At 67.6% G+C, this 13,848-nt stretch carries 8 protein-coding genes; 3 read left to right on the top strand and 5 right to left on the bottom strand.

Annotated elements, in window-relative coordinates; translation table 11 throughout:
* Positions 1-180 precede the first annotated feature (180 nt).
* Genes ASF25_RS11825 through ASF25_RS11815 form a run of 3 tightly spaced genes read right to left on the bottom strand, consistent with a single transcriptional unit; the run spans position 181 to position 2,929 of the window.
* Positions 181-1,686: a pilus assembly protein TadG-related protein gene (locus ASF25_RS11825; protein WP_056304862.1), complete on the bottom strand. Its 1,506-nt coding sequence runs from the start codon at positions 1,684-1,686 to the stop codon at positions 181-183.
* A complete protein-coding gene (locus ASF25_RS11820; protein ID WP_056304860.1) occupies positions 1,668-2,384 on the bottom strand; it encodes a TadE/TadG family type IV pilus assembly protein in 717 nt (238 codons plus the stop codon). The genes ASF25_RS11825 and ASF25_RS11820 overlap by 19 nt, the downstream gene beginning before the upstream one ends.
* Positions 2,384-2,929, bottom strand: coding sequence for a TadE/TadG family type IV pilus assembly protein (locus ASF25_RS11815; RefSeq protein WP_056304858.1), 546 nt, complete (start codon positions 2,927-2,929; stop codon positions 2,384-2,386). Before ASF25_RS11815 ends, ASF25_RS11820 begins: the two co-directional genes overlap by 1 nt.
* Before the next feature lie 197 nt (positions 2,930-3,126).
* Here ASF25_RS11815 and ASF25_RS11810 point away from each other — a divergent pair, with 197 nt between their 5' ends.
* Positions 3,127-9,036: a DUF3320 domain-containing protein gene (locus ASF25_RS11810; protein ID WP_056304856.1), complete on the top strand. Its 5,910-nt coding sequence runs from the start codon at positions 3,127-3,129 to the stop codon at positions 9,034-9,036.
* 19 nt (positions 9,037-9,055) lie between these two features.
* On the opposite strand, the gene ASF25_RS11805 is transcribed toward ASF25_RS11810, so the two are convergent.
* Entirely contained in the window at positions 9,056-10,129 is a 1,074-nt protein-coding gene (locus tag ASF25_RS11805) for a DUF808 domain-containing protein (protein ID WP_056304854.1), read from the bottom strand.
* A 142-nt stretch (positions 10,130-10,271) separates the two neighbouring features.
* A complete protein-coding gene (locus ASF25_RS11800; RefSeq protein ID WP_056304852.1) occupies positions 10,272-11,618 on the bottom strand; it encodes an L-serine ammonia-lyase in 1,347 nt (448 codons plus the stop codon).
* A 373-nt stretch (positions 11,619-11,991) separates the two neighbouring features.
* On the opposite strand from ASF25_RS11800, the gene ASF25_RS11795 reads away from it, so the two are divergent.
* Both ASF25_RS11795 and ASF25_RS11790 read left to right on the top strand, forming a co-directional pair.
* Positions 11,992-13,026, top strand: a complete 1,035-nt coding sequence (locus tag ASF25_RS11795; protein ID WP_056304851.1) for a cysteine synthase A — start codon at positions 11,992-11,994, stop codon at positions 13,024-13,026.
* A gap of 127 nt (positions 13,027-13,153) precedes the next feature.
* Positions 13,154-13,678 (top strand): hypothetical protein, encoded by a 525-nt coding sequence (locus ASF25_RS11790; protein ID WP_056304850.1) that lies wholly within the window; start codon positions 13,154-13,156, stop codon positions 13,676-13,678.
* Positions 13,679-13,848 lie beyond the last annotated feature (170 nt).

The following is a 13,848-nucleotide window of genomic DNA, read 5'->3' as shown; positions in this document are numbered from 1 at the left end:
CAGATCAGCCCATTGCGCGTCGCTCAGCATCGTCCCTCCTCCATCAGAGAGACGAAAACGCAAGCCCAGCCAATCTGTTCAGGCGACGACAGGCCCTAGCCTCGGGACACACTATCCGGGGGAGGCCCGTCGGCGTCATACCAAGGCCGTCTTCGAGATCGAACGGCGGTCGCTCAATAATCAACGGGTCAGGCGGGCGACCTGGAGAGCTTGATCGAACATCGCATTCAGCGAAGCTGTAATGTCGGCTGGGGCATTTGCGGTGTAGAAAAAGCCCGGGGAAGCACAAGCTCGCAAAGGAGTTGAAAGCCTTTGGCTGAATTCGTTGACCGTCTTATTCTCTCTGACGATCGAGCCTCTATTGTCTTGGAAACTGATAATATTATAGGGAATGTATAGGATCGAAACGATTGCGCCCGAGTTCTTGAGTTGATCGCATAAAGAGGGATTCATGGGCGCGGGCTTCGAACCACCAATGCTCCAGTTCGAGTTTTTGTAGTTCCTGAACTTCGACGGGTATCCAGTGTAATCGTTGCTGCCTGGGATTGGATAGCAGGGGTCACCATCTCTCTGCACCTCACAGAAATGCTGATCGTTCTGCATTCCATCCGTAATGAGAAACACGAAAGGCTTAGGGGTGCGGGCGGAGGAACCATCCCCGAAGCTTGTGATTGTCGCTTTCATCGTCGGAAGTGCGGTTTCGAAATGCGTGCCCCCGCTTCCGGTGCCGGTGCTCGGGTCGCCGTTGACCGAAAGCTGTGTGACACCGGTGTCGAGGAGGTTCGTGAAAGCGAGAGGCGGGTTCGAGGCGCATTGGGCGGCCGTGCGCAGGCTGATGATATTGCTTGTCATGGCAACCAGCGTCGCAAGCTGATTGATGAATGGATAAATCCCGATCCTGTACTGGTTCGGTACCAGCGGCGTGGATGCCCTTAGGATGAGGGAACACACCGCGGTGTTCACGGCATCGGAGCGCAGCGGTATACTTCTCTGGACGGCAGTGGTCCAGCCTGAGAACGCCGGCTTATCTCGCGTGCCCGGTATATCTTTCGTGGCTGAGAAATGACAGGCGAACTGACAACCTTGTTGGTAATCAGAGAACATGTCGTCGTTCAGTAAAGCCAAATCTTTCATGGCGCTCGGCGTCGACGGCAGCCCCATGGAGCCCGAGACATCGACCATGAGGTAGAAATCCAGATAGCTCGCAACATCAGCCGAGGCTGTCACCGTGTTCGAAATCAGCGTCGTCGGCATGCCGAAGATCGGCCCGATGGTGTTCTTCACATTGGCGGAATAGCTCACCACTGCGGTCAGGGTTTGTGCGTTTCGGGTCACCTGCGGGTTTGCAAGCGTGACTTGCCCGAAAGTGATGTTGCCCGTGTTGGCGTTAAACGCATCGATCGCTTTGGTGGTGCCGGCTGCGAGTGCGTTGGCCGAGACATTGGTCTGGCCGGCATTGCTGGAAATGTAGGCCTTGGCCGTGACGACCGCCGCGATTGCGGCTGCGTCGGCGGCCATGTCGAGCTTGGTCTTGTTGCTGGTTGCGATCCCATAATCGACTCCAAGACCGATCATGCCGATGATGGGGATCAGGCTGAGGCCGAACAGAACCGGGATACTGCCTCGACGCGAAGCAACGAGGGCCGCTCCGTGACCGCGAAGCCTGTTCACAGGAAGCCAGGACATTTCACAGCGATCCCATCGTCGTTCGTGATGTCGTACTTGATCTGCGTGGCGTAGCGCGGCTGCAGATAAATGGATCGTGCAATGCGCACGGGCGCGATGAACGTGGCGCCGAACGTCGGGCGGAATAGAAACACGACGTCGACGGCGATGATGGAATCGGGTCCGAAGACGGATCGCGGAAGAGAGGTCCTCGAGGGCGCTGCGGCATCGGCGGCGGGACTCTGCGGAATCGCGCAGGGGCGATAATTCCCGCCGGCGGTCCCCGTGCTCGTCCAGGCGACATTGGCCTGATAGCAGACGGTCGGATCGGAATTCGTCAGGCACGTCAGGATTTTCGGCGTAAAGACGATGCTGGCGAAGTTGATCGAGATATCCTGCCACCATTCCAGATTTTGCTGAGGTGCATCCGTCATGAGATAGGGAAACAGGACCAGTGCCGCGTCGAAGCTGAAGTGCAGGTCGAGGCTGTTCACGGTGGCGATCGTCGACCCTTGGGGTGGGGCGGTCTGAGCGATCATCTGGCTGATCGAACTCGCGATCAGGTCGATCTTTCGTGATGCGTTCACATAGGTGATCAGCTGGATGCCGCCGGCCATGATGGCCAGGAAAACCGGCAGGATGAGTGCGAATTCGATGGCCGAGACAGCGCGCCGGTCACCCAGGAAGCGCCGCGTGGCGTGGAGTGGCCCGCGGCTCATCAGAATTGCTCGTTGCGGAACGCCGCCGATGAGACAGCGAGATAGGCCGGCGCGCCCCTGTAGACCGTCCCCCCGCTCAGCCAGGAGATGACCGCGACGGTGGGGAGCGTGATCGGATAGATAACCTGAAGATACTGAAAGTCGCCCCGAACACCGAGGGTGTAATTACCAGAACCGCTGGACAAATCGGGGATCAGCAAACCGCTCTTGTCCGGCTTCACGAAGGTATAATAGCCCGCTGGGCCGCCGGCCTTCGGAACCACATACAGATTGATGACGATGTTCTCGCAAGGAATCGGCCTCGGGAGATAGCTGCACAAGCTGGTCCGGAATGCCGAACTGCCCATCGATTGGGCCTGCGCAGAACCGGTTATGATCTGCCGGCTCGCCTGAGCCGTCGCGTAGTCGAGGACTTGGTTGAGATAAAGCACCAGGGCCGCACTCAGGATGAAGACGATCACCAGAATTGCGATAAGCGATACGATGGCGAACTCCACTGCCGTCGCGCCACGTTCGTCATACAGATATTGCTTCACCGTCCGCATGCGAGATTCTGGACTTACATATGTGAAGATCTGGTGAAAACCGTCGGCATCCGCCCCGCATCGTGCCCAATCCGCTTTTGAAACGCAGCGAAGCCGCGTGATCTTCGAAACCGCCCCTTCACCGAGAACGGTGTAAGGCACCGCTTGCACAACCTCAGGATGAGCCCCAAAAGACGTTTCCAAGGAGGGAGCGGACGGTGTCTGACGGGTTCATCGAGATCGGATGCGAGGGCGCAGAGCACGTCAGCCTTGCCACTCATGCGAACGCGATCCCCGTGCTGCGGGAGATCGTCGTCCGCAACGGCCTTGCGGCGGATCTGAGCGAGATCGCGCTGCGGATCGAGAGTCGTCCGCCAGTTGTGCGACCCCTGATCCTGAGAATCGACCGGGTCGCGGCTGGCGCCAGCCACACTGTTTCGACATCCGACATGCGTCTCGACGCGGCCGCCCTCGCCGGCTTCACCGAGGCGAGCCACTTCGATCTTGTCGTGAGCCTGACGGAGGCCGGCGGCGCCGTGGCCGAGACCGTGCGGACCCTGCGTTTACTGCCGCCGACCCATTGGGGCGGCGCGGCCAGCGCCCCGGAGCTCCTCGCCGCCTTCGTCCGTCCCAACGACCCGGCCGTCGACGGCATCTTACGGGACGCCGCGACGAAGCTCCGGGCGGCCGGCCGCGACCCTGCGCTGAACGGTTACGCGGATGGCACGAAGGCGCGGGTCTGGGAAATGGCGGAGTCGATCTGGGCGGCGCTGGCCGACCGGCGCCTCGCCTACGTGCTGCCGCCGGCGAGTTTCGAGCAGACCGGGCAGAAGGTTCGGGGGCCATCCGACATTCTGGAGCGCCGGGTCGGCACCTGTCTCGACCTGTCGCTCCTCTACGCAGCGTGCCTGGAACAAGCCGGCCTCGGCCCCCTCGTCGTCCTGACGACGGGGCACGCCCTGGTGGGCCTGTGGCTGACGGATACGGCGCTGCCGGGCGCCGTCCTCGACGACATGCAGGCCTTGCGCAAACGGCGGGATCTCGAGGACATGATCCTCGTGGAGCTCACCCTGCTGACCCGAACGCCGCCGGCTCGGTTCGAGGCGGCCGTGAAGCATGGCGCTGGCCAGGCGGAGGAGGGCGCGCCCGCCGACCTCGATGTCGCTCTCGACATCAGGCGCTGCCGCCGACACGGCATCCGTCCCCTCGATCTCGGCGGCGCCCGGCCGATCGATCCGCCGCCCGTCGAATTCGCGTCCCTGGACAGGGGGCTGTCCGATCCGCCGCCGTTCCGGGACGAGGAGATCCGCTGGGTCGAACCTACGCCCGCCGGGCCCGTCGACCGCCTCGAACTCTGGAAGCGCCGGCTCCTCGACCTCACCCTGCGCAACAAGCTCCTGAACTTCAGGCCCGGCAAGGCTTCCGTCACCCTCGCATGCCCGGATGCGGACACACTGGAAGATCGCCTCGCCGCCGGGCACGCCTTTCGGTTCATGCCCGCGCCCGAGGCCCCCGAGGGTCAAAGCACGAATGCGGCGCCGAGGTTTCGGTCGGACGACGCCCGGCGCCAGGAAGTTGCCGCGGCCCTCGCCGGCGACGATGTCCACACGACGTTAACGGCGGACGAACTCGATCGGCGTCTCATCGATCTCTATCGCCTTGCCCGCAACGGCTTCGAGGAAGGCGGGGCCAATATTCTGTTCCTCGCCGCGGGCTTCCTGTCCTGGACGCGCAAACCCGGCGAGGCGGCTCACCGCGCGCCCCTGCTTCTCATCCCCGTCGCCCTCCAGCGGTCGAGCGCGCGGGCAGGGTTCCGCCTCACACTGCATGACGACGAGATTCGCATCAATCCAACGCTGATCGAATTGCTGCGCCAGGATTTCCGTCTGTCGCTGCCCGAACTTGAGGACGACCTGCCGCGCGACGGCGCCGGCATCGATGTCGCCGCGATCATCCGAACCGTGCGCGGCCACGTCCGTGACCTCAAGGGCTGGGAGGTCGTGCCGGACGTCGTCCTGTCGACCTTCTCGTTCACCAAATTCCTGATGTGGAAGGATCTCGTCGACCGAGCCGACCTCCTCAAACGCAACCCAGTCGTGCGCCACCTCCTCGAGACACCGAAGCACGCCTATGGCGACGGTACACCGTTCCCAGAGCCGGGTCGCCTCGACGCCGAGCACCCGCCCGAGACGGTGTTCGCGCCGCTCTCGGCGGATTCCTCGCAGCTGTCCGCCGTGATCGCGGCGGGCCAGGGCAAGGATTTCGTGCTGTTCGGCCCGCCCGGCACCGGCAAAAGCCAGACCATCGGCAACATGATCGCCCATTGTCTGGCACAGGGGCGCACGGTGTTGTTCGTCTCGCAGAAGACCGCCGCCCTGGAGGTGGTGCGCCGCCGTCTGCAGGAGATCGGGCTCGGCGATCACTGCCTCGAAGTTCATTCGACCAAGGCGCAGAAATCCAGCGTGCTCGCGCAGTTGCGGAAGGCCTGGCACGAGCGCGCGGCGCCGTCCCGGGCCGAGTGGGGCGCCGCCACGGGCGAACTCGGCATCCTGCGTACCGAACTCAACCGCCTCGTCACTGCGCTACATCGTCGGCGCGAGAACGGAATGAGCGCCTACGAGGCCTTCGGCCGGGTCGTCTCCATGGGAAGCACCGCCCCGCCCGTCACCCTTGCGTGGCCCGAGCACCGTGCTCACGACGCCACCACCCTCGCGCAGCTTCGGACCGCCTGCCGCGACCTGCGGCCCGTCTTGGCCGCCCTCGGTTCGCCCGTCGGCCATCCCCTGCTGGGCCTCGCGGCTAAGGACTGGTCGCCGGCCTGGCGGGATGCCACCGCGGCGGCGATCACAGCGCATACGGATGCCCTGACCGCCCTACGGGCCAGTGGCCAAACCTTCGCGCGAGACCTCGGCCTGTCGGAGCTGCTGTCTACGGTAGCCGGAACGCGGGGTCTCGTCGTCCTCGGCGCTTATCTCGTTCGCCCGGAGGCGGCGTGCGGCGTCGCCTTCCTGGCCGATGCCACGGGCGACCTGCGCCGGGCCGTCGCCGCGCGCGCACGGTTCCAAGCCGCACGGGACGCGGGGCTGGCGCGGCTCACGGCCCACTACCGCACGGGCCTCCTCGACGCAGACCTGCCGGCGCTCCTCGACGATTGGGTAGCGGCAGAGGGCGCCAACTTCCTCATGCGCGGCGGCCGGCTCAGGCGCGTCGAGGCGCGGGTGAAACCGTACGTGGATGGTCCGATGCCGACCGATCTCGGCGCCGACCTCGCCGGGCTCATCGCCGTCGCCCGCCATCTCCGGGCCGGGTGCCCGGAGGACGCTCCGCTTGCCAGCCTCGAGCCTCCCTGGAACCGGCCCGAGACCAACGCGGACGCGTTTCAGGCGCCCCTCGATTGGGCGGAGAAGATCGAGAAGCTCGTGGCGGTTCTCGGTCCGCAGACTCTCGGACCACAGACCGCCGGGCGCGATGCCCTGCGCGACCACCTTGTGCGGTTCGTTCGGGGCGAGGGGCGGGGGCTTGCCGAGGGGGGCGGCATCGCCCGGGCCTACCGGGCGTTCGGCCGCGACCGGGCTGCCGTCACGCGGACCGGAGCCGCACTGGCACGCCTCGCCGGCCGCAACGACCCCCAGGAGCCCATCGAGCCGGGGCCGGACTGGATCGACGCCACCCTGAGGCGGATCTCGAATTGGGCCGGTGGGCTCGACCGAGCGCAGGCGTGGTGCGCGTGGCAGGCCGCCTCCGCGACCGCCCGTGCCGCCGGCCTCGCCCCGCTCGTCGATGGACTGGAAACCGGCCGGCTCACGCCCGACGCGGCCGAGCCTGCGTTCGAGGCCGCCTACGCGCGCTGGTGGATCGACCGGGTGGTCTCCGATGATCCCGTCCTCGCCCGTTTCCTACCCGAGCGCCACGAGGATGCCATCGCACGCTTCCGCGCCGCCGACATCCGGGTGGCCGATCTCGCCAAGCGCGTGGTCCGCGCCCGGCTCGCCGACGGCGTCCCGGCCCCCACCGCCTTCGGCGCGGATCCCGAATGGGGCACCCTCTCGCGCGAGCTGACGAAGAAGGCGCAGCACATGCCCCTGCGCAAGCTGTTCGCGAAGATGCCCAGGGCGCTGACCCGGCTGACTCCCTGCGTGATGATGAGCCCGCTCTCCATCGCCCAGTACTGGCCCCCGGATTCGACGCCGTTCGACGTGGTGATCTTTGACGAGGCCTCGCAGATCGCACCCTGGGACGCCATCGGGGCCATCGCGCGCGGCCGGCAGGCGGTGATCGTCGGCGATCCCGAGCAATTGCCGCCGACCAACGTCGGCGACCGGGGCGTCGACACCATCGAGGACGGGTCCGACGTCGCCGACCAGGAATCGATCCTCGACGAGTGCCTCGCCGCCAACATCCCGCGGCGTAACCTCGACTGGCACTACCGCAGCCGTCACGAGAGCCTCATCGCGTTCTCCAACGCCCGCTATTACGGCGGGCGGCTCGTCACCTTCCCATCGCCCGTCACCGACGATCGTGCGGTTCGCCTCACCCTGGTGCCGGATGGACTCTACGAGCGCGGCGGAGCTCGCGTGAACCGGCCCGAGGCGCGGGCCGTCGTCGCCGAGATCGTCCGGCGCCTGCGCGAGCCGGCCTTCGCCGTCGAGCGCCGGTCGCTCGGCATCGTCACCTTCAACGGCGAGCAGCAGCGCCTCATCGAGAACCTGCTGGACGAGCAGCGCCGGGCGCACCCCGACCTCGAACCGTACTTCGACCGTGACCACTGGCACGAGCCGGTCTTCGTGAAGAACCTCGAGAATGTGCAGGGCGACGAGCGTGACGCGATCCTGTTCTCCTTGGCCGTGGGACCCGATGCGACCGGCCGGGTCGGCAGTACCGTTTCCTCCCTCAACCGGGAGGGCGGGCACCGGCGCCTCAACGTCGCGATCACCCGGGCGCGCCGCGAACTCGTGGTCTTCGCATCCCTTCGTCCCGAGCAGATCGATCTCGGCCGCAGCGGTGCGCGCGGGGTGCGCGACTTCAAGCATTTCCTCGAGTTCGCCGAGCGGGGCCCAAGGGCGCTCGCCGAGGCGTTCGCCCCGACCGGCGGCGACGTGGAATCGCCCTTCGAGGCCGCCGTGATGGCGGCGCTGGCGGCCAGGGGCTGGACCGTCCACACCCAGATCGGAGTCTCGGGCTTCCGGATCGACCTCGGCGTCGTCCACCCCGACGCGCCGGGCCGCTATCTCGCCGGCATCGAGTGCGACGGCGCCACCTATCACCGCTCGGCCACGGCCCGCGACCGAGACCGTCTGCGCGAGCAGGTGCTCGTCGACCTCGGCTGGCGCATCCGCCGGGTCTGGAGCACGGATTGGTGGATGGATGCGGGCGGCGCCCTCGAAAAGCTCCACGCACGCCTGACGGACGATCTCAGTGCCGACCGCCGGCAGGCCGCCGAGGTTGCGGCGGCCGCCGAACCGCCCGTTCCCACGGTTTCCGAACCCTCGAGTCCTTCGCCGGCTGAGGCGCCGACCGGTGGCTCCGCCGATGCCTCGCTGCCCGAATCCGACGATGCTCCACCGGCGCGGCTCTATGCCGACCGCGCGACTTCGCCCGACCCGGCGCCATCGACCCAAGTGAGCTATCGCCTCGCCGATCCGGCCGCTATCGGCGTGCCCATCGAACCGGCCCGATTCTACGAACTTGCCTACCGGCCGGTCCTGGCAGCGGCGATCGCGCACGTCCTCGCCGTCGAAGCACCGATCTACGAGGATGTCCTCGTGCGCCGCGTCAGTCGCGCCCATGGGATCGCCCGCGTCAGCCCGCCCGTCCGCGACGCAATCCTCGATGGCATCGACCGAGCCATCGCCCGCACGGACGACGAGGGCCGCGCCCTGCTGTGGCCGCCGGGCGAGGCGCCAAGCCGGAGCCGGCCCCATCGTCCGGCCGATCCGGCCGTGCGCGGCCATTCCGAGACGCCGATGCCCGAGGTCGTCGCCCTCGCCGAAGCCGTGCCCGTCGGGACCCCGGACACCGACCGAGTCCGCCTCATGGCGCGCAGCCTCGGCATCTCCCGGGTCGAGGCCACGACGCGCGCCCGCTTCGAGCGGGCCATCGCGTTCATCGAACGCCCTACGCCCGACTGAGGCCGGTTGGAGCCTCGCCTCAATGCCCAGCCGACGCCGGCTCCGTCTTGCCCGACCCGAACAGAGCGCGGACCCACCGGACGAGGGGTGCCAGGACGAACTGCGCCGCGGGAATCGTCAGGCCCCCGGCAACGAGACCGATCAGGCCCGACAGGGTTGCGGTGGTGAGCCATTCTGCGGCGGCGGCAACGCTCGGAACCGCTATGGCCATCCACTTCGCCGCATCGTGGACGAGGTGGGCGGGGGCGGTGACGCCGAAATGCTCCAGGCCGTGTAGCAGGATGCCGCCGCCGACCCACAGCATCGCGGCGGTACCGAGGATGGCAAAACCGCTGAGGAAGTACGGCATCCCGACCACGAGGGCGCGTCCGAACCCGCGTGTCACCGGTCGCAGGGCGCGGTCCGGGCCGGAGGCGGCCCCCGGTCCCGCGTCGCGCAGGCCCAGCAGCGTCGAGGCCGGGCGGTCGTTGGCGGCCAGCGCCACGCCCGCATCGTCCGCCTTCACGATGAGGGCGACGGCGCCGTAGACGAGGAGGGTCACGCCGATGCCCACCACGGCGAGGATCGCCGCCTGGGTCACCGTCGATTCCGTGGTGAGGGAGGCCAGCGTGAGGGCCATCACCTCGGCCGAGAGGATGAAGTCGGTCTGGATCGCGCCGCGCACGCGCTGGTCTTCCTGCGCCTGAGCATCCTGCGGGCCGGTGGCGACCGCCGCCGCGGGGGCATGATCGGAGGCCGGCACGAAGGCATGGAGGATCTTCTCGGCGCCCTCGTAGCAGAGGTAGAGTCCACCCAGCATGAGCAGGGGCGTGATCACCCACGGCACGAGGTAGCTGAGCAGCAGGGCGCCCGGCAGCAGGAACAGGAGCTTGTTCTTGAGTGACCCCACGGCGATGCGCCAGACGATGGGCAACTCGCGCGCGGCAGCGAAGCCCACGACGTAGCGCGGCGTCACGGCGGCATCGTCGATGACGATGCCGAGCGCCTTGGTGCCGGCCTTGCCGGCCTGGGCGACCACGTCGTCGAGGGAGGCCGCCGCCACCCGGGCCAGGGCCGCAACGTCGTCGAGTAATGCCAGAAGTCCGAAGCTCACAATCGTCCATCCCCGGTCCGGCGCCATCCGCGTCGCGCCCCGGACAGAGGCATGACACGGATCTTCGCATCCGCAAGCCGAAGCGTGCCGATCGCAACCGACAAAGCACTGTATCCTTCCGCAACCGGCGGGTGGCCCGACCTCAGCAGGCCGAGACGTTCACCGCGAGGCCCCCCAGGGACGTCTCCTTGTACTTGTCCTGCATGTCGGCACCGGTCTGGCGCATGGTCTCGATGACCTCGTCGAGGGAGACGCGGTGGATACCGTCGCCCCGTAGGGCCAGGGAGGCGGCCACCACGGCCTTGTTGGCCCCGAAGGCGTTGCGCTCGATGCAGGGGATCTGGACCAGACCGCCGATGGGATCGCAGGTCATGCCGAGATGGTGTTCCATGGCGATCTCGGCGGCGTTTTCGACCTGCTCCGGCGACCCGCCGAGGAAAGCCGCGAACCCGGCGGCCGCCATGGCGGCGGCGGAGCCGACCTCGCCTTGGCACCCGACCTCCGCGCCGGAGATCGACGCACGGGTCTTGATCAGCCCGCCGACAGCCGCGGCCGTCAGCAGATAGTCGCGCCCCCGTGCCTCCGACCAGTCGGGGCAGAAATCGCGGGCGTAGCGAAGGACGGCCGGCACGATGCCGGCCGCCCCGTTGGTGGGTGCCGTGACCACGCGACCGCCCGAGGCGTTCTCCTCGTTCACCGCGAGGGCGAACAGGCTGATCCAGTCGACGATCTCATGGGCCGGGCGCAGGTTGCGCAGGCGCCCGGCCGTCAGGTCCTCGTGCAGGCGTCGCGCCCGGCGCCGGACCTTGAGGCCGCCGGGCAGTTCACCGCCCTGGCGCAGGCCGCGCTCGATGCAGGCGAACATGGCCTCCGCGATGGCATCCAGGCCCTGATCCACGGCTTCGGGCGAGCGGGTCGCGCCCTCGTTGGCCCGCTGCACGGCGGCGATGGACAGGCCGGTGCGGGAACAGACCGCCAGGAGTTCCGCCGCACTGGCGTAGGGCAGGGGAAAGGCCGCCTCCGGTCCCGGCTCGGGCCCGGCTTCGGACACCACGAAGCCGCCGCCCACAGAATAGAACACCTGGGCGAGGCGGGAATCGTCCGCCGCATCGAGGGCCGTGAACCGCATCCCGTTGGTGTGGAGCGGAAGCACTTCGGTGAAATTGAACACGAGGTCGTGGGCGGGATCGAAGGCCGGGCCGCCGAGCCACAGGCGCTTGTCCCGGGCCAGATCCGCCACGAGACCCGCAACGGCGTCGGGATCGATCCGGTCCGGCGCATGCCCGAGGAGGCCGAGGGCCACGGCCACGTCGGTGCCATGGCCGCGCCCGGTCCAGGCCAGGGACCCGAACAGTTCGGCCCGGATGCGCGCGACGTTCGTCATGCCCCGGACGCGCTCGCGGAACCGCAGGGCCGCCACCATGGGGCCGACCGTGTGCGAGCTCGACGGGCCGATGCCGATCTTGAAAAGGTCGAAGGCACTGATCATCGGCGTGGGAATCCGGGTGGGTGACGGGGGCCGATGCGCGCGTCCTACGCCGTTTCGCGGACCCTCACAAAGCGAGACGGCGAGGCGGGGAGCAGGAAACGGGCCGCTCGCACGCCCGGCGCGGATCGTGGGCACGGAACGTATCTTCCCCGGGCGGCCGGGATCGGAGAACGGCCGCCTCCCGCCGCGGCGCCGGGACGGTCATTCCTCCAAAGATGAAATGCCGCCCGGGAAAGACCGCCCCGGCGCTTGAGATCGGGGCGGGAATCCTCGATTCCTTCCCATGCGCGCGTCGCGCCGGCCGGCTGTCGTGGGCGAGGGCGGATGGCGGCGAGTCGACGCGCGACGGATCTCCTACGGAACGGCACGCCCCATGACGCGGCATCAAGACATCCTCTCGGCCATCGGCGGCACGCCGCTGATCCGGCTGGCGCGCGCTTCCGAGGAGACCGGGTGCACGATCCTCGGCAAGGCCGAGTTCCTGAATCCAGGCCTGTCGGTGAAGGACCGCGCCGCCCTCTCCATCGTGCGGGACGCGGAGGCGCGCGGGCTCATCCGCCCCGGCGGCACCATCGTGGAGGGCACCGCCGGCAACACCGGTATCGGCCTCGCCCTCGTCGCATCCGTGCGCGGCTACCGCACGGTGATCGTGATTCCCGAGACGCAATCGGCCGAGAAGAAGGAAACCCTGCGGCTCGCGGGCGCCCGTCTCGTCGAGGTGCCGGCGGTGCCGTTCTCGAACCCGAACAACTACGTCCACGCCGCGCGCCGCCTCGCCGAGGCGCTCAGTGCCACCGAGCCGGCAGGCGCGTTCTTCGCCGACCAGTTCGACAACGTCGCCAACCGGCAGGCCCATGTAGAGACCACCGGCCCGGAAATCTTCGCCGCCACGGACGGCGCCGTCGACGGATTCGTCTGCGCGGCCGGCACCGGCGGGACCCTGGCCGGCACGGCGCAGTCCCTGCGCGCCCTGAAGCCCAGCATCCGCATCGCGCTCGCGGACCCGGAGGGCTCGGCGCTGCACGCCTACTACACCGACGGCACCCTGAAGGCCGAGGGCTCCTCCATCACAGAGGGCATCGGCCAGGGCCGGGTGACCCGCAACCTCGAACATTTTCGGCCGGACCATTCATTCCGCATCCCAGACCGCGAGGCCCTCGACCACGTCTTCGGCCTCATGCGCGAGGAGGGCCTCAGTCTCGGGGGCTCATCGGGGATCAACGTCGCGGGAGCGATCCGGCTGGCGCGGGAACTCGGTCCGGGCCACACCATCGTGACGATCCTGTGCGACGGTGCCGCCCGGTACGCCTCGAAGCTGTTCAACCCAGGCTTCCTGAGAGAGCGCGGCCTGCCGATCCCGGGCTGGCTCGAAGGGACGCCCGAAGCGCTCCCGGATTGGCGGGCGTAGGAATTCTTCGAGCGCGTCGTCCCTTCAAGAGCGCCGAACAGAACCGTCTGCTCTAAGCCGGAGCTGAGGGGAGCTACCGAAGGCGAGCCGTGATGCCGGACCGTCGGTAGAAAGAAAGAGGTGTAGCATGGTGGATCGCAGATCGTGGCTCCGGGCCGGCGCGTTGTCGATCGTTGCGCTATGGACCTCCTTGCCGGCCTTCCCAGCGACGGCACAGGGGATCAGCCTGCCCGACGGCGCCGAGGCCGCGGCAAGGCTTCCTCCGGGCGACGTGATGGCGAAGGCGCAGGCCCTTCTCAAGGTGGGTCGCGGAGACGAGGCGGCATTCTGGTTTTATGCTGGACAGTTGCGCTATCGTAGCTACCTGGCAGCGCATCGCGATCTTGATCCGACGGGGCACCCGGCTCTTTTCGCCGCGCTTATCGAGATGATTGGGCGGCCGGTGAACGAGTATGCCTTCGGCGACGTCACGAAGCTGGCAAGTACGATCTCGATGGTTCTGGAATGGGATCGGCGCTACCCCGATCCGTCGCTGGCTGACGCTGGGCACGAAAAGACGCGAAACGGTCTCGAAGGCCTTCGAGAGCAGATCATCGCCCAGGCCGACAGCATCCGCCGCGAGCGGCAGCAGCGGGGATTGCCAAACCGGTAGGAGCCGCCGACGGGGCCACAGCGATGCCGTTCTATCAGGCATTCCAAGCGTGGCGGACATCAATGGGCCAGCGCGATCAATCTGATCGTGACGCGCCGACCTCGGACGCCCGACCTCGAAACGTCCGCCGACAGGTTTGCATTCACGCCGTCACAACCTCGCCCGAGGCG

The organism is Methylobacterium sp. Leaf100 (genome assembly GCF_001422845.1).
Taxonomy (GTDB): Bacteria; Pseudomonadota; Alphaproteobacteria; order Rhizobiales; family Beijerinckiaceae; genus Methylobacterium.
The sequence above is the reverse complement of the archived record's forward strand: the minus strand, read 5'-3'. Positions and strand labels throughout refer to the sequence as shown.

What these genes read in the sequence shown, in the direction of transcription:
- ASF25_RS11795 (WP_056304851.1), top strand. Translation starts at nt 11,992, where the DNA reads ATGACGCGGCATCAAGACATCCTCTCGGCCATCGGCGGCACGCCGCTG.
- ASF25_RS11815 (WP_056304858.1), bottom strand. Translation starts at nt 2,929, where the DNA reads ATGCGGACGGTGAAGCAATATCTGTATGACGAACGTGGCGCGACGGCA.
- ASF25_RS11800 (WP_056304852.1), bottom strand. Translation starts at nt 11,618, where the DNA reads ATGATCAGTGCCTTCGACCTTTTCAAGATCGGCATCGGCCCGTCGAGC.
- ASF25_RS11820 (WP_056304860.1), bottom strand. Translation starts at nt 2,384, where the DNA reads ATGAGCCGCGGGCCACTCCACGCCACGCGGCGCTTCCTGGGTGACCGG.
- ASF25_RS11790 (WP_056304850.1), top strand. Translation starts at nt 13,154, where the DNA reads ATGGTGGATCGCAGATCGTGGCTCCGGGCCGGCGCGTTGTCGATCGTT.
- ASF25_RS11825 (WP_056304862.1), bottom strand. Translation starts at nt 1,686, where the DNA reads ATGTCCTGGCTTCCTGTGAACAGGCTTCGCGGTCACGGAGCGGCCCTC.